The organism is Streptomyces flaveus, assembly GCF_014647675.1.
GTDB lineage: Bacteria > Actinomycetota > Actinomycetes > Streptomycetales > Streptomycetaceae > Streptomyces > Streptomyces flaveus.
On sequence record NZ_BMPQ01000043.1, the window covers coordinates 9,495 to 33,141 of the forward strand.

Annotated in this window: 19 protein-coding genes and 1 pseudogene; 8 read left to right on the top strand and 12 right to left on the bottom strand. The window is 67.5% G+C overall.

What is annotated here, in order from left to right:
- Positions 1–37 precede the first annotated feature (37 nt).
- Positions 38–2,254 carry a polyribonucleotide nucleotidyltransferase gene (locus IEZ21_RS42465; RefSeq protein WP_033326843.1) on the bottom strand — a complete coding sequence of 739 codons (2,217 nt, stop codon included), beginning with the start codon at positions 2,252–2,254 and terminating at the stop codon, positions 38–40.
- Positions 2,255–2,588: 334 nt separating this feature from the next.
- The gene (gene rpsO, locus IEZ21_RS42470; protein WP_189327164.1) at positions 2,589–2,876 is read right to left on the bottom strand and encodes a 30S ribosomal protein S15; all 288 of its coding nucleotides are present in this window, start codon (positions 2,874–2,876) and stop codon (positions 2,589–2,591) included.
- A 310-nt stretch (positions 2,877–3,186) separates the two neighbouring features.
- Here rpsO and IEZ21_RS42475 point away from each other — a divergent pair, with 310 nt between their 5' ends.
- Positions 3,187–3,504: a DUF397 domain-containing protein gene (locus IEZ21_RS42475; RefSeq protein WP_033326845.1), complete on the top strand. Its 318-nt coding sequence runs from the start codon at positions 3,187–3,189 to the stop codon at positions 3,502–3,504.
- Between the two features lie 92 nt (positions 3,505–3,596).
- Here the strand turns inward: IEZ21_RS42475 and eccD are convergent, their stop codons facing one another.
- A complete protein-coding gene (gene eccD, locus IEZ21_RS42480; protein ID WP_189327165.1) occupies positions 3,597–5,087 on the bottom strand; it encodes a type VII secretion integral membrane protein EccD in 1,491 nt (496 codons plus the stop codon).
- A 312-nt stretch (positions 5,088–5,399) separates the two neighbouring features.
- Between eccD and eccCa the strand changes: the two genes are divergently transcribed.
- From eccCa to IEZ21_RS42505, 5 genes are all read left to right on the top strand, one after another.
- Positions 5,400–9,377, top strand: a complete 3,978-nt coding sequence (eccCa, locus tag IEZ21_RS42485; protein WP_189327166.1) for a type VII secretion protein EccCa — start codon at positions 5,400–5,402, stop codon at positions 9,375–9,377.
- 84 nt (positions 9,378–9,461) lie between these two features.
- The gene (locus IEZ21_RS42490; RefSeq protein WP_189327167.1) at positions 9,462–9,713 is read left to right on the top strand and encodes a hypothetical protein; all 252 of its coding nucleotides are present in this window, start codon (positions 9,462–9,464) and stop codon (positions 9,711–9,713) included.
- A 338-nt stretch (positions 9,714–10,051) separates the two neighbouring features.
- Positions 10,052–10,549 carry a hypothetical protein gene (locus tag IEZ21_RS42495; RefSeq protein ID WP_189327168.1) on the top strand — a complete coding sequence of 166 codons (498 nt, stop codon included), beginning with the start codon at positions 10,052–10,054 and terminating at the stop codon, positions 10,547–10,549.
- A gap of 9 nt (positions 10,550–10,558) precedes the next feature.
- On the top strand, positions 10,559–12,379 hold the full coding sequence (locus IEZ21_RS42500; protein ID WP_189327169.1) for an alpha/beta hydrolase: 1,821 nt from the start codon (positions 10,559–10,561) through the stop codon (positions 12,377–12,379).
- Between the two features lie 101 nt (positions 12,380–12,480).
- Positions 12,481–13,017, top strand: coding sequence for a hypothetical protein (locus IEZ21_RS42505; protein ID WP_189327170.1), 537 nt, complete (start codon positions 12,481–12,483; stop codon positions 13,015–13,017).
- Positions 13,018–13,524: 507 nt separating this feature from the next.
- Here the strand turns inward: IEZ21_RS42505 and IEZ21_RS42510 are convergent.
- Complete coding sequence (locus IEZ21_RS42510) at positions 13,525–14,001, bottom strand: ATP-binding protein (protein WP_189327171.1); 477 nt, start codon at positions 13,999–14,001, stop codon at positions 13,525–13,527.
- A gap of 161 nt (positions 14,002–14,162) precedes the next feature.
- On the opposite strand from IEZ21_RS42510, the gene IEZ21_RS42515 reads away from it, so the two are divergent.
- Positions 14,163–15,014 (top strand): helix-turn-helix domain-containing protein, encoded by an 852-nt coding sequence (locus tag IEZ21_RS42515; RefSeq protein WP_189327172.1) that lies wholly within the window; start codon positions 14,163–14,165, stop codon positions 15,012–15,014.
- 12 nt (positions 15,015–15,026) lie between these two features.
- Complete coding sequence (locus IEZ21_RS42520) at positions 15,027–15,215, top strand: DUF397 domain-containing protein (protein WP_189327173.1); 189 nt, start codon at positions 15,027–15,029, stop codon at positions 15,213–15,215.
- Positions 15,216–15,539: 324 nt separating this feature from the next.
- On the opposite strand, the gene IEZ21_RS42525 is transcribed toward IEZ21_RS42520, so the two are convergent.
- The 8 genes and pseudogenes from IEZ21_RS42525 to mycP form a co-directional block, all read right to left on the bottom strand.
- Entirely contained in the window at positions 15,540–16,781 is a 1,242-nt protein-coding gene (locus tag IEZ21_RS42525) for a S8 family serine peptidase (protein ID WP_246568769.1), read from the bottom strand.
- 370 nt (positions 16,782–17,151) lie between these two features.
- A complete protein-coding gene (locus IEZ21_RS42530) occupies positions 17,152–17,454 on the bottom strand; it encodes a WXG100 family type VII secretion target (RefSeq protein WP_189327175.1) in 303 nt (100 codons plus the stop codon).
- 80 nt (positions 17,455–17,534) lie between these two features.
- On the bottom strand, positions 17,535–17,873 hold the full coding sequence (locus IEZ21_RS42535) for a WXG100 family type VII secretion target (protein ID WP_189327176.1): 339 nt from the start codon (positions 17,871–17,873) through the stop codon (positions 17,535–17,537).
- 2,022 nt (positions 17,874–19,895) lie between these two features.
- The gene (locus IEZ21_RS42540; protein ID WP_051745206.1) at positions 19,896–20,351 is read right to left on the bottom strand and encodes a DUF2563 family protein; all 456 of its coding nucleotides are present in this window, start codon (positions 20,349–20,351) and stop codon (positions 19,896–19,898) included.
- Between the two features lie 499 nt (positions 20,352–20,850).
- Positions 20,851–21,438: a hypothetical protein gene (locus tag IEZ21_RS42545; RefSeq protein ID WP_189327177.1), complete on the bottom strand. Its 588-nt coding sequence runs from the start codon at positions 21,436–21,438 to the stop codon at positions 20,851–20,853.
- A gap of 103 nt (positions 21,439–21,541) precedes the next feature.
- Positions 21,542–21,664: pseudogene (locus tag IEZ21_RS49185) on the bottom strand (RNase A-like domain-containing protein); the annotation flags it as partial.
- A gap of 46 nt (positions 21,665–21,710) precedes the next feature.
- Complete coding sequence (locus IEZ21_RS42550; protein ID WP_189327178.1) at positions 21,711–22,274, bottom strand: hypothetical protein; 564 nt, start codon at positions 22,272–22,274, stop codon at positions 21,711–21,713.
- A gap of 125 nt (positions 22,275–22,399) precedes the next feature.
- Positions 22,400–23,647 carry a type VII secretion-associated serine protease mycosin gene (mycP, locus tag IEZ21_RS42555; protein ID WP_189327179.1) on the bottom strand — a complete coding sequence of 416 codons (1,248 nt, stop codon included), beginning with the start codon at positions 23,645–23,647 and terminating at the stop codon, positions 22,400–22,402.

Here is a 23,647-nt window from a genome sequence, read left to right on the forward strand (position 1 = left end):
GAGGAGGTGCGGGCCGTCGCCGTGGAGCTACTCGACGTCACTTGTCGGTGTCGTCCTTCTTGTCGTCGTCGCCTTCGCCCTCGATCACGGGGATGAGGGAGAGCTTGCCGCGGGAGTCGATCTCGGCGATCTCGACCTGGACCTTGGAGCCCACACCGAGCACGTCCTCGACGTTCTCCACACGCTTGCCGCCGGCGAGCTTGCGGATCTGCGAGATGTGCAGCAGACCGTCCTTGCCGGGGAGCAGCGAGACGAACGCACCGAAGGTGGTCGTCTTGACGACCGTGCCCAGGTAGCGCTCGCCGACCTCCGGCATGGTCGGGTTGGCGATGCCGTTGATCGTGGTGCGGGCGGCCTCGGCGGAGGGTCCGTCGACCGCGCCGATGTAGATCGTGCCGTCGTCCTCGATCGTGATGTCGGCGCCGGTGTCCTCCTGGATCTGGTTGATCATCTTGCCCTTGGGGCCGATGACCTCGCCGATCTTGTCCACGGGGATCTTCACGGTGATGATCCGCGGGGCGTTCGGGGACATCTCGTCCGGGGTGTCGATCGCTTCCATCATCACGTCGAGGATGTGGAGGCGGGCGTCACGGGCCTGCTTCAGGGCCGCGGCCAGGACGGAGGCCGGGATGCCGTCCAGCTTGGTGTCGAGCTGGAGCGCGGTCACGAACTCCTTCGTGCCGGCGACCTTGAAGTCCATGTCACCGAAGGCGTCCTCGGCACCGAGGATGTCCGTCAGCGTCACGTAGTGCGTCTCGCCCTCGATCTCCTGGGAGATGAGGCCCATGGCGATACCGGCGACGGGGGCCTTCAGCGGCACACCGGCGTTCAGCAGCGACATGGTGGAGGCGCAGACCGAGCCCATCGACGTCGAGCCGTTCGAGCTGAGGGCCTCGGACACCTGACGGATCGCGTACGGGAACTCCTCGCGCAGCGGCAGCACCGGCACGAGCGCGCGCTCGGCGAGGGCGCCGTGGCCGATCTCGCGACGCTTCGGGGAGCCGACGCGGCCGGTCTCACCGGTGGAGTACGGCGGGAAGTTGTAGTTGTGCATGTAGCGCTTGCGGGTCACCGGGGAGAGGGTGTCCAGCTGCTGCTCCATGCGGAGCATGTTGAGGGTGGTGACGCCCAGGATCTGGGTCTCGCCACGCTCGAACAGCGCGGAACCGTGGACCCGCGGGATCGCCTCGACCTCGGCGGCGAGCGTACGGATGTCCGTGACGCCGCGGCCGTCGATGCGCTTCTTCTCCTTGATGACGCGCTCACGGACCAGGGACTTGGTCAGCGAGCGGTACGCGGCGGAGATCTCCTTCTCGCGGCCCTCGAACTGCGGGAGCAGCTTCTCGGCGGCGAGCGCCTTCACGCGGTCCAGCTCGCTCTCGCGCTCCTGCTTGCCCCCGATGGTGAGGGCCTGCGAGAGCTCGTCCTTGACGGCGGCCGTGAGCGCCTCCAGGACGTCGTCCTGGTAGTCGAGGAAGATCGGGAACTCGCCGGTCGGCTTGGCGGCCTTCGCGGCGAGGTCGGCCTGGGCCTTGCAGAGCACCTTGATGAAGGGCTTCGCGGCGTCCAGACCGGCGGCGACGATCTCCTCGGTCGGCGCCTCGGCGCCGCCCTTGACGAGCTGGATGGTCTTCTCGGTGGCCTCGGCCTCGACCATCATGATCGCGACGTCGCCGTCCTCCAGGGTGCGGCCCGCGACGACCATGTCGAAGACGGCGTCCTCGAGCTCGGTGTGCGTCGGGAAGGCCACCCACTGACCGCGGATCAGCGCGACGCGGACGCCGCCGATCGGGCCGGAGAAGGGCAGACCGGCCAGCTGCGTGGACGCGGACGCGGCGTTGATCGCCACGACGTCGTACAGGTGGTCGGGGTTGAGCGCCATGATCGTGGCGACGACCTGGATCTCGTTGCGCAGGCCCTTCTTGAAGGACGGGCGCAGCGGGCGGTCGATGAGACGGCAGGTGAGGATCGCGTCCTCGGAGGGGCGGCCCTCACGGCGGAAGAAGCTGCCGGGGATCTTGCCGGCGGCGTACATCCGCTCCTCGACGTCCACCGTCAGGGGGAAGAAGTCGAGCTGGTCCTTGGGGTTCTTGGAAGCCGTGGTGGCCGACAGAACCATGGTGTCGTCATCGAGATAAGCCACGGCGGAGCCGGCGGCCTGGCGGGCCAGACGGCCCGTCTCGAAACGGATGGTGCGGGTGCCGAAGGAACCGTTGTCGATAACGGCCTCGGCGTAGTGGGTCTCGTTCTCCACTAGCGTTTTCTCCGATGCTTTTCGTCTTTCGTCCCGTCCCGCCCGTGTGGCGGGTGGACGTCGGAGAAGCGCTCCGTCTGGTGCGGGCCGGTCTTCGATCGAAGCACCCGGGGTTCGCATTCCCCCGGGGGCCACTACCGAGGACCGGCGGCGGCGAGGTGCGCTTCTCCTCGTTCAGTTGTGGTGTCCACGCCGTCGCTGTGCGCTGTCGCGGAACCACGTCGTGTCGTACGTCTTGTGTTGTGCTACCACACTACAAAGGGGCGGCGACACTCCGCACGTACAGCAAAGGGAGCGGCCCCCTCAGTGTGGGAACCGCTCCCTTCACGGCGTCTTACCGGGCGCCCGCCGCACCGCGGCGGATGCCGAGGCGGTCGACCAGCGCACGGAAGCGCTGGATGTCCTTCTTGGCCAGGTACTGCAGCAGGCGGCGACGCTGACCGACCAGGATCAGCAGACCACGACGGGAGTGGTGGTCGTGCTTGTGGGTCTTGAGGTGCTCGGTCAGGTCCGAGATCCGGCGCGAGAGCATGGCGACCTGGACCTCGGGGGAGCCGGTGTCGCCCTCCTTCTGGCCGAACTCGGACATGATCTGCTTCTTCGTAGCGGCGTCGAGCGACACGCGTACTCCTCGTAGTCTTCTTTGATAGCCATCGAGTGCCCCTGGTCCACTTCTCAGGGGAGCTTCCGTTACTCGGGAGGCGGGGATCCGCTGGGCGCGTCCTCCAGGGCCCTTGGGAGGGCGGTCCGAGGGCGCGTACGCATACGGCCGTTACACAGGGTACCAGCAGCTGTGCACGCCTCTTGCCAGGGGTTCGCGGTCTCAGGTGATCTTCCGGACTGTGACCTTGCAGTTGCCCAGCGTCAGACCTGGCAGGCCAAGTAGGGTGAACACACAGTTCATTCGCACCTCAGGAAGGGGCCGTCGCACCATGGCCGAGGGACAGGACCAGGGCGTCGAGGCGCAGGACGAGGACGTCAAGGCGCGCAAGGAGCGGGAGAAGAACGAGCTCTACGCACTCGACATCTCCGGCGTCGAGTGGCAGAGCGCGCCGGGTACCGAGGAGCACGAGGAGCGCGTTGAGATCGCGTACCTTCCCGGCGGTGCTGTGGCGATGCGGTCGTCCCTCGATCCGGACACGGTGCTGCGCTACACGGAGGCGGAGTGGCAGGCCTTCGTACTGGGCGCCCGGGACGGGGAGTTCGACCTGGAACCGGCTCCGCACAACGGAGGGCTCGCGGCGGAGTAGCCGCTCGGGGTACGAGGAGAGCTCGCGGCCGCGGCGGCCGTTCGGGGCCGACGGGACGCGTCTCGTCGGCCTCTCGGGCGTTCGCCGCCCCGTCAGCTGGTCATCGACCGAGCCGTCGCGTACACGTCGAAGACGGCCAGTGCCAGCGGTACCAGGGTCAGCAGTACGAAGCCCTCGGCGATCTCCAGGAAGCGGCCCCAGAACGGGGTGAGGCCGCCGCGGGAGACGATCAGGCCGATCGCTGTGACGAGGGCGGCCACCGCGGCGATCGCCGCGACGAGCCAGATGGTCCGGAGGTCGAGGTCGGCGCGGTCGATCGCCTTCGGCGGGTTGAGCGCCAGTCCGAGGCCGAGCAGCATGAGCGAGGCGAGGCCGCCGCCCAGGACGGGGGCGACCTGGGCGGTGTAGCGGAAGAGGTGGGCGCGCATCAGCAGGGCCACGCCGGTGGCGAGGGCGAGGAGTTGGGCCCAGACGTTCGAGGAGAAGCCGAGGACGGCCGAGGAACCGACGGCGATCAGCGCGCAGCCGCCCACCAGGCCGACCAGGAGTTCGTGTCCGCGCCGCGCCTTGGCGGCGACCCGCTCGGCGTCGACCGGCTCCTGGGGGGCGGGGTCGGTGTCGTACGCGCTGCGCGGGGTCGTGTCCGGGGTGTCGAAGCCGATCGGAAGCCGGGCGAAGCGCATCGACAGGCCGGGCAGGAAGGCCAGGCCTCCGACGGCGATCGGGGCGCACAGGGCGCCGATCTCGGCAGGTGTCCAGTCGGCGAGGGTCGCCGCGAACAGGGCGAGCAGGCCGATGGCGGAGGCGAAGACGAAGGCGACGAACGGCCCGTCCCCGCTCGGCGAGCACAGGGTGAGCAGCACCGAGGCGAGCAGCACCGCCGCGCAGGCGAGGAGGAACTGGAGCTTGCCGATGCCTTGTCCGTCGGCGAGCGGCAGGAGACCCGAGCCGCCCACGCCGACGTTGGGCAGGGCGCCGAGCCCCAGGGCGATGGCCGAGGCCCGGTCGGCGTAGACCCGGGCGCGTACGCACGCCAGGACGACCAGGAGGACACCGACGACCCCGGCGAGGATGCCGGGCAGGCTGTGCATGTCGTGGAGCGGGTCGCCCGTCCAGGCCACGAAGGCGAGCAGGACCGGCAGTACGCCTCCTCCGACGAGGCCCGCGGCGCGCGTCAAGTCGTCGCTCCACAAGGCACGTTCGCTGGTCACGGCGGAGGCGACCGCGTCGGAGACGTCGTCGAAGACGGCGGGGGGCAGCGACTCGGAGAAGGGGCGCAGTGTGAGGAGTTCGCCGTCGAGGATGCGCTGGGCGGCGAAGGAACGGGCACTGTCGAGGACGGTGCCGTCCCGGCGGACCAGGTGGTAGCCGACGGGTGCGCTCTGGGCCGGGCTCTGCTGGGAGAGCCTGAGGATCTCCGGATAGATGTCCGCGACCGGGATGTCGTCGGGCAGCGCCACGTCGATCCGGCTGTCCGGCGCGACGATGGTGACCCGGCAGAAGCCGAGGCCTGTGCCCGTCCCGACAGGAGTTCCCGTACCGGGTCCTCCCCCGGTGACTGCCGCGGAGGCCGTCATGCTCACCTGCTGCTCCCCCTCAGTGATGATTCTGTACCTGCGGTATGGACATCCTGCGCCGTTTTTCCCGCCCCCTGTGACCGCCGATGCGGCGAGGTGGCGAGAACGGTGCCGTCGTGCCGCCGCCAGGATTCCGCTTCCCGCCGGATCACACGAAATGCCCCATTGCTCTGGCTCAACTCGCGTGTGCTGACGCGAACATGGGGCACCCTACCGCCCTCTTGCCTCAGCCGAAGTAAGTAGGATCGCCCGGCGGCTGCGTCCGCCCGACACGGGGCGGCGGACGGACTCTCGGGCCGGTCAAGAGAATGGGTGAAAGTGAGCCACATCGTCGTGAAGCGCCCGCCTCGGGTGCTGCCGTCCGAAGTGTCCACGCGGGAGATCGTCCTGCAGCCTCCGCCCGAACTGCCGCGGGGACAGCAGGAAGGCATGCTGATGCAACTGCTGCCCATGCTGGGCATGGGCGGCTCCGTGGTGTTCTTCTTCATGCCCAACGCACATCCTTTCATGAGGATCATGGGCATGATCATGATCGCTTCGACGATCGCCATGGGCGTCGCGATGGCGATCCGCTTCCGCCGCGGCAACCAGGGGCAGTTGGCGGACATGCGCCGCGACTACCTGAGCTACCTGGCACAGACCCGGCGCACGGCAGTCGACACGGCGAAGGCCCAGCGCGACGCGCAGTACTTCCTTCATCCCTCCCCCGAGCAGCTGTGGGCCCTGGTCGCCGAGGGCAGCCGCGTATGGGAACGCCGCCCCGGCGACGAGGACTTCGCCCAGGTCCGCATCGGCCTCGGCTCGCAGTCCCTCGCCAGCACCCTGGTCGCCCCCGAGACCGGCCCCGTCGAGCAGCTGGAGCCGCTGACCGCGGGTGCGATGCAGCGCTTCCTCGCCGTCCACAGCACCCTGGACGACCTGCCGATGGCGGTCTCGCTGCGCGCCTTCTACCACGTCACGATCAGCGGCGAGCCACAGTCCGTACGGTCCTCAGCGCGGGCCATGGTCGGCTCGCTGGCCGCACTGCACTCCCCCGAGGACCTGCTCATCGTGGTCGCGGCGGGCCGCGAGGACCTGCCCCACTGGGAGTGGGCCAAGTGGCTGCCGCACGTCCAGGCCCCCGGCGCCGTGGACGGCGCGGGCAGCCGCAGGCTGATCGACAGCGACACCCGCGAACTGGAGAACCTGCTCGCCACCCGGCTGACCGGCCGCCCGCGCTTCCACCCGAACGCGGCGCCCCTGCCGGAGGAGCCCCACATCGTCGTCGTACTCGACGGTCGATCCCTGCCTCCGGACTCGGTCCTGGCCAACCCCGAAGGGCTGCAGGGCGTCACCGTCCTCGAGGTCGTTCCCGGTGAGCTGACCACGGGCGGCGGCGAACTCTCCATCGTCGTACGGCCCGAGGCACTGCACCTGGAGTCCGCGCACGGCGCCGCCTACGAAGGGACTCCCGACGCCCTCTCGTACGAATCCGCCGAGGCCCTCGCCCGGCAACTCGCCCCGCTGCGGATGGCCACCGGCGGGGACGACGACGAACCGCTGCTCGCCAACCTGGAGTTCACCGACCTGCTGAACCTCGGTGACGCGGCGTCCGTCGACACCCAGCGCACCTGGCGGCCGCGTTCGCTGGCCGAGCGGCTGCGCGTGCCGATCGGTGTCGGCGAGGACGGACGCCCCGTGATGCTGGACCTCAAGGAGGCCGCGCAGGAGGGCATGGGCCCGCACGGCCTGTGCGTGGGCGCCACCGGCTCCGGCAAGTCGGAGCTGCTGCGCACCCTGGTACTGGGCCTGGCGGTCACCCATTCGTCCGAGACGCTGAACTTCGTCCTGGCGGACTTCAAGGGCGGCGCGACCTTCGCCGGTATGGCGCAGATGCCGCACGTGGCGGCCGTCATCACCAACCTCGCCGACGACTTGACCCTGGTCGACCGCATGGGCGACTCCATCCGCGGCGAACTCAACCGCCGCCAGGAGATGCTGCGCGACGCGGGCAACTACGCCAACATCCACGACTACGAGAAGGCGCGCGCGGCTGGTGCGGCGCTGCAGCCCATTCCCTCTTTGGTGTTGGTGATCGACGAGTTCAGTGAGCTGTTGACGGCGAAGCCGGACTTCATCGAGATGTTCGTGCAGATCGGTCGTATCGGTCGGTCGCTGGGCGTGCACCTGCTGCTGGCGTCGCAGCGCCTGGAGGAGGGCCGCCTGCGCGGCCTGGAGACGTATCTCTCGTACAGGGTCGGTCTGCGTACCTTCTCCGCCGCGGAGTCCCGGGCGGCGATCGGCGTACCGGACGCCTACGAGCTGCCGAACGTCCCGGGCTCCGGCCTCCTGAAGTTCGGCACCGGCGAGATGGTGCGCTTCAAGGCGGCGTACGTCTCCGGGGTCTACCGCTCCGGCACGCAGCGGGCGTCGCTGGGCGGCGGCCCGCTGCCGGTGGACCGGCGGCCGGTGCTGTTCACGGCGGCCGAGGTGCCGGTGCAGTACGCGCCGGTGCCGCAGCAGCGCCCTTCGGCTCCGGACGGTCCGGAGGTCGACGACGCGCTCGCCGACACCGTGCTCGACGTGATCGTGCGCCGGCTGGAGGCACAGGGTCCGGCGGCCCACCAGGTGTGGCTGCCGCCGCTGGACAGCCCGCCGTCGCTGGACGGGCTCCTGCCCGGGCTCACGGCGGTGCAGGGCCGCGGCCTCACGCAGCCGGACTACGAAGGCGCCGGCCGCCTGGTCGTACCGGCGGGCCTGGTGGACAAGCCGTACGAGCAGCGCCGCGACCCGCTCTGGGTGGACTTCTCCGGCGCGGCCGGCCATATGCAGATCCTCGGCGGTCCGCAGTCCGGCAAGTCGACCCTGCTGCGGACCCTGATCTCGGCGTTCGCGCTCACGCACACGCCGTACGAAGTCCAGTTCTACGGCCTCGACTTCGGCGGTGGCGGCATGTCGGCGGTGGCCGGACTGCCGCACGTGGGTGGCGTCGCCTCGCGTCTCGATCCGGAGCGGGTGCGGCGGACGGTGGCCGAGGTGTACGGGGTACTGACGCGTCGGGAGGAGTACTTCCGTTCGTCGGGCATCTCGTCGATCGCGGAGTTCCGGGCGCGGCGGGCCCGGGGCGACATCTCGGTCACGGATCAGCCGTGGGGCGACGTCTTCCTGGTCATCGACGGCTGGGGCAACTTCCGTGCGGACTACGAGGCGATGGACCAGGTGATCCTCGACATCGCGTCGCGTGGCCTTGGTTACGGCATCCACCTGATCCTGACGGCCTCACGCTCCATGGAGGTCAGGGCCAACCTCAAGGACCACCTGATGAACCGCCTCGAGCTGCGGCTCGGCGACACGATGGACTCCGAGCTGGACCGCAAGGTGGCCGCGAACGTACCGGCCGGCGTGCCCGGCCGCGGGCAGGCCCCGCAGAAGCTGCACTTCATGGCGGCGGTGCCGCGCATCGACGGCCTGACCTCCGACACGGACCTGGCGGACGCCACGGCGGCACTGGCCACCGAGGTCTCCCGGCACTGGCAGGCGCCCGGCGCACCCGAAGTCCGGTTGCTGCCCCGCGAGTTCCCCTCCGAGCAGCTGCCTCCGGGCGACCGCTTCCCGCGCCGCGGCGTCGCCTTCGCCCTCGACGAGGACAACCTCGAACCGGTCTTCGTCGACTTCGAACAGGACCCGTTCTTCCTCGTCTTCGGCGAGAGCGAGTCGGGCAAGTCGAACCTGCTGCGACTGCTCATCAAGCAGGTGACGCAGCGCTACTCGGGCGACGAGGCCAAGCTGTTCGTCATCGACAACCGCCGCGCCCTGCTGGACGTGACCCCGTCCTCCCACCTGGCCGAGTACATCCCCATGTCCAACGCCATGGACCACCACGTGTCCGCCCTGGCCGGCCTCATGGAACGCCGCACACCGACCGCCGACGTGACCGCGCAGCAACTACGGGACCGGAGTTGGTGGAGCGGACCGACGGTGTTCGTCGTCATCGACGACTACGACCTGGTGGCCACATCGAGCGGGAATCCGCTGGCCGGGTTGACGGAACTGTTGCCGTTCGCCCGGGACGTGGGCGTGCGGTTCATCATCGCGCGCTCGACGGCGGGCGCGGGGCGTGCGTCGTACGAGGCGTTCATGCAGCGCGTCAAGGAGCTGGGGGCGCAGGGGGTCGTGCTGGCCGGCGATCCGGGCGAGGGGGACCTGCTGGGTGGGGTTCGGCCGCGGCCTATGCCTGCGGGGCGGGGGGTCTTTGTGTCTCGGCGGAGGGGGAAGCCGTTGGTGCAGGTGGGGTTGGTGGCGGAGAGGGTTTATTGAGGTGTGCGGAGGGCGAGTTGAGGTGCGCCGAGGGCGTGTTGGGTTGTCGTACGTGGCGTACTTGACGTCGGGAGGGACGTTCTGATGGTCGGTGTGGGGATCTTCCTGCTTCTGCTCTCCCTCTGGCTCGGCTGGATGGGACTGGTCGACCAGAAGGCGCTCTGGTGGCGCTTCCAGGCCCGCCGCTTCAGCGCCCCGGAGGCGAACGAGCCGTCGGAAGCGGGGTATCGGGCCCGGCGAATTCTGCTGCTCTCATGCGCGACGGCAATGGTCGTGATGGCCGTGTGGTGGTTCACCAGCATTGACTACTTCGAGTCGGGTGGGCTTGAGGACTGACAGTCGGCAGTTGAGCAGCATCGACCTGCTGGACGCAGGCCTCGACGAGCGTGTCGGTTCTCCTGGCGAGAAGAACTCGATCTACGGCGAATCGGATGACAAGAAGGGCAAGAACTGATGGGTTTCGACGCCCTTCGCAGCGCCGACTTCGGCCTGCTCGACGACTGGTCGACGATGCTCCGCTTCGCATGAGTACGGATACTCACGCGCCTTGGTCACAGGTGCGGATGAGGCCCTTGTTGACGGCGCGTTACGGTAGTTCTCGATCACCGCGGCGTTGCTGTCACACGTTCGCAACAGCTTGTCGGTGCACGACGAGAAACGGGGAGGGGCCACGCATGGCGTGGGATGAGTGGGAGCAGCTCAAGGCCGCGGCGGTCGAGCAGCAGTCCGCGCAGATGCAGCTCAACCAGATGCCGGCCGATCAGGGAGCCTCCAGCTCAGGTGGCGGTGACAACGGTGACCCGCAGTGGGGCGGTGGTGATGGCGGCTCCGGCGGGCTGAAGTCCTCGAAAGCCGCGTGGGCCAAGGCCGGACATGACGTCGGCTTGCTGCGGGAGAGCATCACCAAAGCGCTGACGACGCTGGGAGACGGGCAGACGGGTCTCGGTGATATGGACGGGTGCCAGGCAGCGGTGGCGCAGAAGGAGTTGTACGAGTCCTGGAGGAAGTACGTCGACAAGGTGAGTGGCCGTTGCGGTGACTTGGGCGGGCTGCTTGAGCAGTCGGGGCATGACCTGGCGAAGCCCGACTCGGCGCTCAAGGAGGATCTGGACAGGATCCGGACGAAGTACCAGGACACCGAAGCTGTCGGCGGCCAAGCGAAGGAGAAGTGATCCACGGCCATGGACCTTGCGACGCTGAAGGCCTTCAAGCCCACCGAATACGAGGACGCGGCGGACGGGTACCGGGCGACGGGTGACATGGCCAGCACGGCCAAGGACACGATCGACAACCAGATCTGTGCGGGAATGCGACTCGCGAAGCTCGAGGGTGAGACAGCCAATGCTGCACAACGTGAGCTGAAGGAGCTGTCGAAGAACTTCCAGTATGTGCAGACCGAGTGCGGTCTGGTGAGCACCGCGCTGAACGGTCTCGCATTCGACATGGCTGCGGCCAAGCGCAAGCTGGAAGCGGCACTCGAGGACGCGCGTGCCAACAACTGCACGGTGGGCGCGGACGGTTCAGTCAGTTATCCGGCCGGCGGCACGGAAGTCGACGGCAAGGTCCCGCAGGGCGGCACGGTCACGAGTACGGGAGGTCCCACGGATCCGACGGCTTCGGCGGTGGAGCGCCAGGCGGCCAACATCCACCCGAACCCGAACTACGGCAGGGCGCAGGAGTACGCGAACCGGATCGCCGATGCCCTGCAGGAGGCCACCGACGCGGACGCGAAGTGGGCACCGAGGCTGCGTGCGCTCAAGGCCGACGACGACCTCACCGTCTCCAAGCGGGACTGGGCCGACGCGCACTCGGACATGGGTGGTGTGCGCGAGGCTGGCAAGGAATACCTCAACTCCCTGCCTGAACCACCCACAGACGGCACTCCGAAGGACAACGCGGCCTGGTGGAAGGGGCTCAGCCCGGAGGAGCAGGCGGCCTGGACGTCCGCGCACCCCGAGGTCGTAGGAAAGCTCGACGGACTGCCGTCCACGATCCGGGACGAGGCCAACCGCATCGTGCTCAACGAGACGCAGGGCCGCCTCCAGATGGAACTGAACTCGATGCCGAAGCCGCCCCTCAACGAATGGACGTGGATCACCTCGGGGCCGTACCCGTCCAAGGTGCACACGGACGAGTGGATGGCATGGCACAACAAGTATGGGGACCGGTACACGCAGATCAACAAGTCCCTCAAGGGCATGGAGAGCATCCAGAAACGCTTCGACCAGACCGGCGTCAAAGGCCTGCCCGAGGCATACCTCCTGGGATTCAGCGCGGAGGGCAACGGCCGGGCGATCGTCGCCAACGGGAACCCGGACACGGCTGATCACCAGGCGGTCTATGTGCCGGGTACGACGTCGAATCTGGGGGGCATCGGCGGGGACATCGACCGAATGGTCAACGTCTGGCGTGTGGCCGATGTCGAAGCAGCCTCCGGTGAATCGGTCTCCACGATCACCTGGCTCGGGTACGACGCCCCGCAGAACATCGTGACGGACTCGCCGTTCAGTCACTACGCGAATGACGGCGCTCCGGCCTTCAACCAGTTCGTGGACGGACTCGACGCGTCGCGCACCGTCGACTCAGAGGCTCACCGTACGGCGATCGGTCACTCGTACGGCACGACGCTCGTCGGCTCCGCGGCGCGGCAGGGAGACCTGAACGTGGACGACGTGATCCTCGCGGGCAGCCCTGGCGTCCAGGTGAGCAAGGCCGAGCAGATGGACGTGCCCGCGGGACACGTCTGGAACCAGGAGGCCGACGCGGACCCCGTCCCGGATATCGGCCGCTACGGACATGGCGGAACCGACTGGGACGGCCCCTGGACCATTCCCAGTGACGAACGCTTCGGTGCCAACCAGATGACCACGGACACCGAAGGCCACAGCGACTATTGGAAAGAGAACACCATCAGTCTGGAGAACCAGGGCGTGGTCGTGGCAGGGCGTGATGATCAGGTGCAGTTGAAGGAGCCGCCGAACCCATGGGCGAGGGTGAAGTAGAGGGCCGGAGGTCCCGGCCCGCGCCACTGACGACCAACCCATGAAATGCCCGACGAAATAACCGGGCCGTGTCCCGGTCCGACCAATCGAGGCCCCTCGACTTGAAGACCAAACTAGGCGCCCCGGCGCTCCTCGTGTCCCTCACCCTCACGACCCTCACCGGATGCAGCATGACCAATGCCAACGACTCCGACGACATCCCACTCGCAGGCACCAGCACCTCGGGGGACGCTGCCGACGCGACGGAGGCAGTCTCCAGCGAGATATACGACCTGATCGGTATCAAGGGAAAGGCGTCCGAAACCGGTGCCGGCGTCACGGAGTGCTCGGACAGGGACCGCGAGAAGTACTTCCAGATCTTTCACCCGTGGACCTTCACTCCGGCGTCAGCCGGGGACCTCGACGGCGACGTGATGGAGCGGCTCAAGGAGGAGCTGCCCGAGCACGGCTGGAAGGTCGTCGACTACGGGCCGGACACCAGCAAGAACAAGAACCTCACTCTCACGGCCGACAACGACGAGAAGAAGGCCAGCGTCAAAATCGCCTTCCGCGCCACGGAAAATCCGCCGAGCCTCCGCCTGACCGTCGTCTCCGGCTGCTACAAGATCCCGGACGGCGAGGAGATCGAGCGGTTCTGAGCCATTTCTCATGGGAGAAATGGCTCGAGAGTTATCGGGGAAGCGGTGGTGGCAGCCGGATCATCCGCGTCTCCGTCGACGGCATCGAAGCTGTGGATCGAATCGATCCCGAGGACACCGAGGCGGAGGGTACGTGTCCTGCGCTCCTCCCGTAGTCCCTTCCTACAACGCCTCTGCGGCCTATGCGGTCATCACCGAGGTGAGTATCGGCGGAGATGCAAAAGCCACTGGCGCGACACTGCGACAGACTCTGCCCGACGTCGCCTACCGCCTCACCGAGCACGCCTACAAGCTGGCCGAGTGTAAGGCGCCCCGCGACTTTTCCGAGGAGCTGCCCCGCTACGAGGACGGCTGATGGCGGACGAGGAGATAGTCAGGTACTTCGACGGACGCGGCCGCGTGCAGCTGAGCCCGGATCCACCGGCTTGATTCCGGAGTGATCATTCTGGGGGGTCGCTAGCCCTTTGAGCAGCCCCTCAGTTCACTCCTTCAACCCCGAGTTGCTCATCACAGCGCTCGACGGGGAGATCGCCGCGCTTCGTCCAAGGCGAAGGTGCACCAGACCTGCTTCTCGTCGAAGCCCGTACGGTGCCATCCCCACCGGTGCGACAGAGCCGCGACCAGGTGCAGCCCCCTGCCGCACTCACTGAACGGGTCGTAGTCGTTCGTCAGTTCGGGTACCAGCTCCGGAGCGTGGTCGATGACCATCACGCGCAGCACAGGCGGTGCGTACTCTCGGCACGCCGCCAGGATCAGTTCCAATCCCGTGAGCCCACCGCCGTGTCGTACGGCATTGGTGCACAGCTCCCCGACGGCGAGCTCTACCGAGTCAGCCAGCTTCGGGAGCTTCCAGTGCTGTTGGACCCACACGCGGGCGCGATGCCGGGCTTCCGCAACGGGGCGGTGAGAGTCGAGAGCCGAGGCGTCCCAGCCGACACGGGTGGGAGTCGCGTTGAAGGGAGCGGGCAGGGCCAGTGCATCCATCGTTCACCTCGCGAGGGAGTGGAGTGGGTCCGGGATCAGACGCTAACGGCAAAACTAAAACGCGTGCTACTCGCTTCACTCAAACGGGTATTCTCTGCGATCCCGATGGACACCCCACTCCAGAGATCGGCAAACTGTGCGCGCGAACGAGGAGTTGACCCATGGCACCACGGCAGGCCCCCACCATCCGTCAGCGTCGATTCGGCGCTGAGCTCCGCAGGCTGCGCGACGCGATCGGCATGTCCGCACCGGTCGCGGCCGAGCGGCTCGGAGCGGACCGCACGATGATCTCCAACATCGAGTCGGGCAGATTCGGCATCAGCGAGGAACGGCTCCGCCGACTGGCGAGCATCTACGAGTGCGACGACTCCGAACTGATCGACGCGCTGGCCGCGATGACTGGCGGTCGCTCGAAGGGCTGGTGGGACGAGTACCGGGGCAAGATCCCACCGGACTTCCTTGATGTGGCAGAGCTGGAGCACCACGCCACAAGCCTGCGCACTCTCCAGACAGCGCACGTCCCTGGCCTCTTCCAGACCGAGGACCACGCCCGGGCGCTCTTCGACCTCTTCGTACCGGCCCTGCCCCGCCTGGAAGTTGAACTGAGGATCGCTCACCGTCTGACCCGTCACGCCGTGGTCGCGAACGAGCCGGGAGTGCCGTACGTCGGCTTGGTCCACGAAGCGGCCCTCCGCATGCGTATCGGAGGCCGCAAAGTGGCCAGAGCTCAGCTGGACCATCTTCTGGAGGAGAGCGAGCGCCCCAACATCCGGCTGCTCGTCATCCCGTTCACCGCAGAAGGCTTCCCCATGGCCGGCGACACGATGATGTACGTCTCCGCCGCCAGCCCTCACCTGGACACTGTCGAGGTGGACTCTCCGCTTGGTGCTGTCTTCTTCGACGCACCGGCCCAACTGGCCAACTTCCGCAGGCGACTGGACTTGGTCGAACAGGTGGCGTTGAATCCGAACGAGTCGAGGGATCTGATCCTCGGAATCGCCGGAGAACTGTAAAGAGGTGCCGCCTTGCCCGAGTTGAAGTGGATCAAGTCCTCGCACTCGGAGGCGTCAGGCAACGCATGCGTCGAGGTCGCCGAAAACGGCCCCCTCATCGCCGTACGGGACTCCAAGCATCCGGAGTTGCCGTATGCCACGGTCGGGCGTGAGGCGTGGGGGCGGTTCGCTGGTGCGCTGGTCGACGGGCGGTTGCGCTGAGACCCAGCGAGACAGAATCTCACTACCGAAACTCGCCGGGGTGGGCACCTCCCGTGCGTGCCCACCCCGCTGTTCTGCGCTGAGCGGATCCCACGCCGGCCGCCTTACCCGCCACCGCCTTCCGTCACTCCTGACTCTCCGACACTCCTGACTCTTCGCCGGAATGAATACAGCAGCTTCGCTGTGTCGTCGCCGACGTCGATGCACAGAGGAAGCAGGTCCGGTCCGACAGAGAGCCCGACGGGTACCCTCGCCGGACTTGTGGGGCGAGGCAAGCCACCCGGTCCGCGTCGCGCCTGTCGCCGACTCGACCGTGGACCCGGGTCAGCTCGCACGGCGCCGTGTCCAGCCCCAGACCACGCCTCCGATCAGCAAGGTGAGGGCGACCGCGCCAGCAATCAAGCCGGACGTCGGCAGGCCGTCATCTCCTTCGGAGGCGGCTGACTCGTGAGAGGCGGTAGAGGGTGTAGATCCGCGGGCGGGTTCGGCGTCTTGACCGGTCGGGGTCGGCGACGGGGTTGACGATGCCCCGGTGACCGGCTCTACGTACCAGTATTCGTCGTAGTCCGGCTTCGCGCTCCCCGGCTGGCCGTTGCCGTGCACGACGTTCTGCCTAGGACGAACCAACCCGTATCCCAGGTAGTTGCTGGGGGAATCCACGGGCCAGTCCCGGCCAGCTGTCTCCTGCAAGACGCGCCATACCTGTGGGGCGGTCCACGTGGGGTGCTTGGACCACACCAGGGCAGCCGAGGCCGACACCAGCGCAGCAGCTGCGGCCGTGCCGCCTCCGTCCTTGCAGTACCGCTGGAAAGTCGCGTCGCACCACCGGGGTATGTCGACCCCTGGAGCAGCCATGTCGACATCCTCACCGTGCTGGGACGTGGGGGCGACCTTCCCGGACTGGTCGGCGGCCGCCACGCCCATCACATCAAGGTCCGCGGCGGGGTACTGCGGCTTGTTGCCCAGCTTCGCGACATCGCCGGTGCCAGCGATCAGGAGCGCCCCCTTCTTGAGCGCGTACTTATATGCTCCGCTGTCCCCGAACAGCCCCTCGAGGGCGTACTGGCTGTTGATGGAGGAGTAGATGATCTGCGCTCCGCTGTCGGCGGCCGCCTTCACGGCGGTGAGCAGCGGGTAGCGGATGTCGGGGGCATCGTCGTGTGCGACGGGTGGCACGCGGATCGGGATGATCTTGGCGCCGGGGGCGAGTCCCTGCAGCCCGCCGCCGCGGCCCGTTCCGGCGATGAGCTCGGCGGCTGTGGTCCCCGCACCGGTGGTGTCGGTGGTGTCCGTCACGCTGCCCTTGACGTTCCCAGACTTCACCGAAGCGTCCACTCCAGTGAGGACCTGTCCCCGCAGTGAGGGCGTATCAGGGTTTACGCCGGTGCTGATGACGGCGACCTTGATCCCCTTGCCCGTGCTGACCTTCCACATGCCTTCGGCATCCATGGAGTCGAGGTACCACTGTCTGGGTGCCTTGTCCGCTGCCGTGGCGAGGGGGGACGGGCCGGCGATGGCCAACAGGCAGGCGGCGGACACAGCGCAGGTTCGAAGGCTTCGGTGCATGATCCTTTTCATTCAACTCTGGAGGAGGATTCGGTACGGAGCTCCCTGTAGAGAAGCAAGCGCTCCGTCTCGGCGATGCGCTGCTCGAGCGAACGCGTTCCGTACCACCGGTGTTCGCTCTTCAGGCCGAGAGGATCGAAGTGGCTACGGACAACCGGGTTACGGTCGGGGGACTCCGGTCTGAGGAAGCAGACTTGGCAGTGGTGATCCCGGCGTGCTGGAGGGGCTCCCTGGCATAAGCCGGAGCAGTCAACGCTTCGTCCGGGACACACACCACGGACGTGTGGCGCGGGCTTTCCGAAAGGCGCGGCACAGCACAGGGTGGGCACCTCCCGTGCATGCCCACCCTGTTTCCGCAAACCGCGCGCTCCTATTGGAAGTAGCTCGCGCCCTTCAGGTCGCCGCCCCGGTAGTCACCGCCGGCCGTGTTGACCCGCTGCGAGATGTTGACCAGGGCCTGGTGGATGCCGCGCGCGTGCGTGTCCCATTCCTTGGACTTCTTCTGGAACTCCTGGTACGCCTCGCCGCCCCAGCCCGAGGCCACATTGAGCACGGCCTGCTTCAGGGCCTCGAGATCCTCCTCGAGCGCCTTGGCCTGATTGCCCAGCTCGGTGGCAAGCGCGTCCATGGTGCCGTACGTAACGGCAAGTTCGTCGTAGTGGGCTCCGGACATGTTTCCCTCGCTTCTGGTGAAGATTTCAGCCGGACTGCGCAGCCCGGACAACGGTGCGGCTCAATGCCGCTGATGGATCCTCAGTAGCTGTTGAGCGCCGAGGTCTTTCCACCGAGATCCTCTACCGAGATACGCCTGAGGTCGGCCTCGATCTGGTCTTCGAGGTTGCGCTTGTCGGTCTTGTTCAGGTTGATGCCCTCGAGGAAGTCGTCGAGCATCTTGCCGATCGCGACCATGTGCTGGTTGATTTCCGTCTGCTTCATGTTGAACGCCTGGGCGCCCTGTCCACGCCAGGCCTTCTCGATCATGTCGATCGTGCCCTGCAACTTCGCGAGCGATCCCCTGATGCGGTCGTATCGATCGACGACCTCGGTCTGAAGCTTCTGTACATCGCTTTCATTAAGAACGCGATCCGCCATTTCGGCACTCCCTTTCCTGAGAGCTGTGGTTCATTTCTGCACGCATCACTGAATCGTGATGCGCTGGTCGTCGCGCGTGTGCGCAGTTGTGGTTGGCCTGTGCCGGAACCGTTTGTGTGCGACGCGTTCAATCCCGCGTGAGCCGTCACGCGCCGCGCCGTGAACGAGCCACGGCGTAGGCACCGCCTCCGATTCAGTCAGTCGCCGGCGGCGCGTTGCGTCGCCGGTTCTCGGGCTGACGTTGGTCCTGGCGGTCCTCGCGGTTGGTATTGCGCCGACTCGCTCTCGGGCCTTGTGGGATTCCAGCACTGGCTCCGGCGGATCCGCCGTTCCTGCCTTCCCGAACTCGCCCCTTGGGTGTACCAACAACCCCGTCGGGGTTGCCCGCGGCGGGGCGGCTGGCCTGCACCGGACGAGCGCCTGGGGCGGACTGCGGCGCCCCGATGACCCCTCGCTGCTCGATCTTGCCGGCAGGTGAACGGGAACTATTACTGCCCTCGGCGCCGACGACCGTCCCTCGGGGAACCCTGGAACTGGTTGATCCCGGAGCAGCACCACTGATCGGCCTTCCCCCGACGACACCATTGCCTCGCGCCGCCCCCGTCGGGCCCATGCCATCAGCACGGCCGCTCGCCGTTCCCCCTACGGGGCGAGGTGTTCCGCCGGAAATGCCTCGGCCCACGGGAGAGTTGCCAGCCGCCGTGCCACCGGCGCGGACCCCCGGCTGCCCTGTAGCCGCGGCACGTCCCATCGGACCCGTAGCGCCGCTCCCCCCGGCGGTGCCGCCGGGAGCGCCTGTGCGTCCCTGCGCCGAGACCGGACCCGTAGCGCCACGCCCGCCAACAGTGCCACCAGGAGTACCTGCGCGTCCCTGCGCCGAGACCGGACCCGTAGCGCCACGCCCGCCAACAGTGCCACCAGGAGTACCTGCGCGACCCTGCGCCGAGACCGGGGGCCTGTTTCCGGTCGTTCCACCGAACCCCGAAGTGCGGCCGGTCTGCCCGCCGCGGGCAGGAGCAACCGGTCCCGACGCGAACGGAGGAGGTGTCGCTCCACTGAAGCCGCCTGAACTGGTAACCGGCTGCGGCGAATTGGTCGTCGGCCTTGCGGCTTCCTGGGGCAGCGGAGTGCCTACGCTGTCGATCTTCGTACCGACGTTCCCGTTCGAGGAGATGGACGAGCCGTCCACGTCCTTGAGCGGCGGGGTGGTGTCTCCCGAACGTGAGTAGCCTGACGGCGCACTCGACGAGTCTTGTCCCGCCACCGCTGACTCACGAGCAGCACCAAGCCCCCCGGTACCTTGCACTTCAGCGCCTGTCCCGACCGGGATCCCGTAGCCCGGGGTCGGCTTAGGAACCCCCACATCCGGCATAGCCTCAAAAACAGGAGGCTCCTGCTGCGCCAGCGTCGTCTCCGAGACCTCGTAGAAGGACGACAGCCGGTTCATCTGGTTGATCGCCTCTTGGCGGTCCTTCTCGGCCTTGACCGCCGCCGCGTACTCCTCGTTGCCTTCAACTCGACTGGGCGTCGGAATGTCCGCGACCGTCTTGGGGTCCTGCCGGGTGTCGCGGGGCGGCATGGCACTGCGTACGGAGGCGAGGCCCGTGGCCGCTGCCGTCATCTGGGTCCCGGCGGCCTCTGCGAAGTCGGCGAGTTTACGGGTGTGGATGACGAGTTTGGCGCCCCACTTACGGAAGGCCTCCCCGGACTCGCCCTCCCAGTCGACCCGGCTGATGTGGCCCTCGAGCTCCCCAGCGGCGTCCTCGATGGCGGTCTGGGCGTTCAAGAGAGCAGTGGCCGCGGTCTCCAAGTCCTCCGGTTTCGCGGACTCGACCATGTCGATCATGGAGTTCAGGTCGTGGCTCTCGAAGTTCGTCTTACCGAAGAAGCGGGGGAATTTCCCTCCGAAAGGGAGGAACCCCGCCCCGGACACGACGTTCATCACGTCGATGGCGCCGATCTGCCGAGCGGCTTGCTCCCTTTCCGCCTGGTGCAGGTCCTGGTCCTCCTGCTGGTCACTCATTAGTACCCGTCCCCTCCCTGGTCGTCATCAGAACGTTGTGACCCAGCCTGGCCATCCTTCGCAGCCTCCGCCTCAGCCCTCTTCTCCCGCGCCGCTTCTTTCTGCTGGCGGCGAATTTCGGTCCCGATCTCGTGGAACCGCTGCCGCTGCTCCTCTTCGAGGTTGCTGAAGTTGCCGTCCGCGCCCATGACGGCGATCTGCATCGCCTCGATCTGAAGCCCCAGGTGCTTGGAGAGTGTGGTGAGGCGTTCGTGGACGCGCTCGTACTGGCTGTGGAGGCCCTTCGCCTCGGCGAAGCCGCCCGCACCGCTGAACGATGCCTCCGAGAGAGCGTGCGCCGCGATCTTCTGAGGGCTGGCAGGCGAGCCCTCGAGGGTGGAAAGCACCGTATCCACACGCTTCTTGAAGGTTCCGAGCGCTTCCAGGCCGATCTTCAGGCCCTCCGCAGGCAGCATGCCTTCCCTCCCCGTTCCCCGTTCGTAAGCCGACGAGCGCCGCACAGGCCATGACCTGATCGACTCGCTCGACGACCACTGTAGTCATTGTGTAAATCGAGCCCAACTGAGCTTTGTGTTAGATCAGTTACGAAGTTGTCGAGACAGCGTCAATCAGCCACGCCCCGAACTGCCGTGAAACGCCTGAATATTGGGCACAGCGACCCGACTCGGCCCTCTCGCGTCCCATGGCAGATTTCCCTCCAAGGAGTTGGCCGCCTGGCGCACCGCAACCTTTGCGATGCCAACGCGCGCCCGTCGTAGCTCCCCGTGCGGTGCCCGCCGAGTCCGCAACTCGCTGGGTTACTCCCGCACATGGGGCGAGCCTCTGCGTCCCCTACCACACGGTGCGCACCGTAGGCCGACTCCACGGGACTCTTCGACAAGCTGACCTGAATCCAGCGCCCTGTTGACAACGTCGCATCAGGCTCACCCGAAGGGGATTCACCCAGCAACAAGGTCACTCGGCGCGCCCGAGGTCCTCGTAGCTGTACTCGTGCCGGATACAGCCGCCGGTCACGCGGAGGACGGGCTCGCCTGAATACCAGTCCGGGGTGAGATACAGCTCGATTCCGTTCTCGTCCGTCGTGCTGATGCCGCGCAGGCCGGCCCCGGACTCACCCGGGCCGGGTGCCGGGACGCGCTTCACGGACAGGTCGCGGTCAGTCCAGGTCGCGCGGAGTTTCTCCACGGCGGCGTGATAGGCGTCCGCGCTCGGGAACTCCAGGGTCCACTCATAGGTCGGCTCGTCCCGGATGACGCCGGTGTCGTCGAAGCCGAAGTCGTCCACGCAGGAGCTGCTCGTCTCGTCCAGGGACCCTCCGCTCGTAGCGGGGATCGGTTCCAGGTCGCTCAGCGCGCGCTCACCTGCCGCCCGTGTCTCGGCAACCCGCTCCCGGTACTCCGCGGCCGACCGTACCGAGCCGCCCGCCAGGCTCTGGTAGCCGTATGCGCCGAAGGCGATCAGGGCGACGAGGAGGACGCCGAGCATGGTGGGGAGGACGACGGTGGACGCTGTCGGGCGCGAGGATGCCGTGGGTGTGGACATGACGTCGATCAAAGTCGCCAGATGGCCGCGTCAGAAGGGGGCGGATACCTGGATGGGAGTGAGTAGCAGAGCTCATGTTCTCGTCCCGCTGCACGACGGCTCCAGTGGACTGGGCCAGCCAGCGGTGGACGACCTGTTCCTTGCGGGTGACCACGTGCTGGGTCGCCCACTGTGCGGTCTCGCGGTCGGGATAGGTGGCGGTGCAGGTGCGCGAGGGGATCTCCATGGTGGGCAGTGCGGAGGATCGGGGCAGTACGGCGGATCGCATCACATCAGCGGAATGACCAGACCATCCCGACCTCGGTCTCCGACACGAGTGCCAAGCCGAAGTCGAAGGTGCGCACGGAAAAGGGGTACCACCCAGAAACCCGCTGGTAGTAGTCGCGGGTATCGCTGCAGTGCCCGGTGTTCGCATAGAAGTGCGCGCCTTCAGGGAAGCGCGACAGGATGACACGGGCCTTCGCTTCAAGGGCCTCCCTGCGTTCCTCGAAATCCGGTTCCTTTGTGACATCGATCCAGGGAGTGGAAAGGGCTACGAGGAACCGTACGGTCTGAGAACGCGGGATCTCATGCAGGTAGGGCTTCCAGGCGTCTGCCGTCGCGACGGCCTCCGGAGGCATGACGAAGGGGTAGGACGGTTCGTCGAGCCTTTCGAGTTCGCCCTCCCACACGTCCACCGTGCGCCAACCGCGGGCGTCGCGGGTGCCACCGTGCATCAGGGTGTACAGGTCGAGCACCCAGTTCTCGTGCTCCCTGCTCGTCACCTTGGCAATGGTCGCCCGACGCTCATACATGTCGATCGCGTCGGCCCACGAACGCTCGTCGAGTTCGGCCATCGCTGTCTCCTCGCTCACCACTGGGGCATGGACGTCAGGACGACGAACGGTGGGTCCAGGTTCGGTTCGTACTTGAGCACCGTCGAAACACCGTGAGCGTCCTGCGGCGGCGTCCGGATGGCCTCCTACTCCGCCCCTACCACCCGTCGCCCCCGCCTCCGCGCATCCCGGATCGCCACCGCCGCACCACCGAGACCCGCCACAAGAACCACCGCACCCACAGCCACATACGTCGCAAGCCGAGCGTTCCGTTCCGCGGCGGTTTCGCCGACCTGGAACTTGGCCGCGGTGGGGGCTTCCGGATTGCCCAGGCCCTGCTGCGGGTTGGGGGACTCCAGGGGCTGTTCGTCCTCCGTCAGGGCCCGGACCGGGTCCACCACTCCCCAGCCGACCAGGCGGTCGTGGCCCGCGATCGTGCGCTCCGCCGTCTGCTCGATCTGCGCGACGATCTGCTGGGCCGTCCACTCGGGGTGCTTCGCCTTGATCAGCGCCGCGACGCCGGCGACGTACGGGGCCGAGAAGCTCGTACCGTTGTCGGAGCAGTGGCCGCCCTCGGGGACCGTGGAGATCATGTCGACGCCGGGGGCCGCCACGCCGACGAAGTCGCCGGCCTGGGAGAAGGAGGCGCGTTCGTTGTTGCGGTCCGAGGAGGCCACCGCGAGGACGCCCTTGTAGGACGCGGGGTACGTCTCCTTGACGTTGCCGCCGAGGCCGTCGTTGCCCGCCGAGGCCACGACGACGATGTCCTGGGCCAGGGCCTCGTTGATCGCCAGTTCCAGTTCGGACGTCGGCTTCACCGCGTTCGACGTGTCCTGGGAGATGTTGATGACGCCGGCTCCGGCCTGGATGGCGTAGCGGATCGCCTGCACCAGGGTGTCGACGTCGCCGTGGCCTTCCGCGTCGTTCTGCTGGATCGGGATGATCTTCGCCTCGGGGGCCAGGCCCACGAAGCCGGTGCCCGCGGCGGGGCGGGCCGCGATGATGCCGGCGACCTTGGTGCCGTGGCCGACGATGTCCGTGGTGCCGTTCTCCTTGCCCCGCTCGATCTCGTTGCCGTTGTCGTCCTTGAGGTTCTTCGGCAGGAGGTTACGGCCGCTCTTCGCGTCGACCGCGTCGCGCAGCTGGGGATTCGTCACGTCGACGCCGGTGTCGATCACCGCCACCCGTACGCCCTTGCCCTTGGACTGGCTCCACAGCTCGTCGAGGAGGACGCGCTGCAGGGACCAGGGACGGCCCGGGTACTTGCCGTTGGGGAACTGGCACTGGTCCGAGTACGGGAGGTCGGCCGCCGCCGCGGGGGGCGCGAGGACGACGGGGGCGGTCGTGAGCAGGGCCGCGGCCACCGCGGTCGTCATGCGGAGGGTGGAGGGCAT

Excerpts from the sequence above, each read along its gene's own strand:
- IEZ21_RS42475 (WP_033326845.1), top strand. The coding sequence starts at position 3,187 with ATGGCCGAGGGACAGGACCAGGGCGTCGAGGCGCAGGACGAGGACGTC.
- IEZ21_RS42490 (WP_189327167.1), top strand. The coding sequence starts at position 9,462 with ATGGTCGGTGTGGGGATCTTCCTGCTTCTGCTCTCCCTCTGGCTCGGC.
- IEZ21_RS42495 (WP_189327168.1), top strand. The coding sequence starts at position 10,052 with ATGGCGTGGGATGAGTGGGAGCAGCTCAAGGCCGCGGCGGTCGAGCAG.
- IEZ21_RS42500 (WP_189327169.1), top strand. The coding sequence starts at position 10,559 with ATGGACCTTGCGACGCTGAAGGCCTTCAAGCCCACCGAATACGAGGAC.
- IEZ21_RS42510 (WP_189327171.1), bottom strand. The coding sequence starts at position 14,001 with ATGGATGCACTGGCCCTGCCCGCTCCCTTCAACGCGACTCCCACCCGT.
- IEZ21_RS42515 (WP_189327172.1), top strand. The coding sequence starts at position 14,163 with ATGGCACCACGGCAGGCCCCCACCATCCGTCAGCGTCGATTCGGCGCT.
- IEZ21_RS42525 (WP_246568769.1), bottom strand. The coding sequence starts at position 16,781 with ATGCACCGAAGCCTTCGAACCTGCGCTGTGTCCGCCGCCTGCCTGTTG.
- IEZ21_RS42530 (WP_189327175.1), bottom strand. The coding sequence starts at position 17,454 with ATGTCCGGAGCCCACTACGACGAACTTGCCGTTACGTACGGCACCATG.
- IEZ21_RS42535 (WP_189327176.1), bottom strand. The coding sequence starts at position 17,873 with ATGGCGGATCGCGTTCTTAATGAAAGCGATGTACAGAAGCTTCAGACC.
- IEZ21_RS42540 (WP_051745206.1), bottom strand. The coding sequence starts at position 20,351 with ATGCTGCCTGCGGAGGGCCTGAAGATCGGCCTGGAAGCGCTCGGAACC.
- IEZ21_RS42545 (WP_189327177.1), bottom strand. The coding sequence starts at position 21,438 with ATGTCCACACCCACGGCATCCTCGCGCCCGACAGCGTCCACCGTCGTC.
- IEZ21_RS42550 (WP_189327178.1), bottom strand. The coding sequence starts at position 22,274 with ATGGCCGAACTCGACGAGCGTTCGTGGGCCGACGCGATCGACATGTAT.
- mycP (WP_189327179.1), bottom strand. The coding sequence starts at position 23,647 with ATGCCCTCCACCCTCCGCATGACGACCGCGGTGGCCGCGGCCCTGCTC.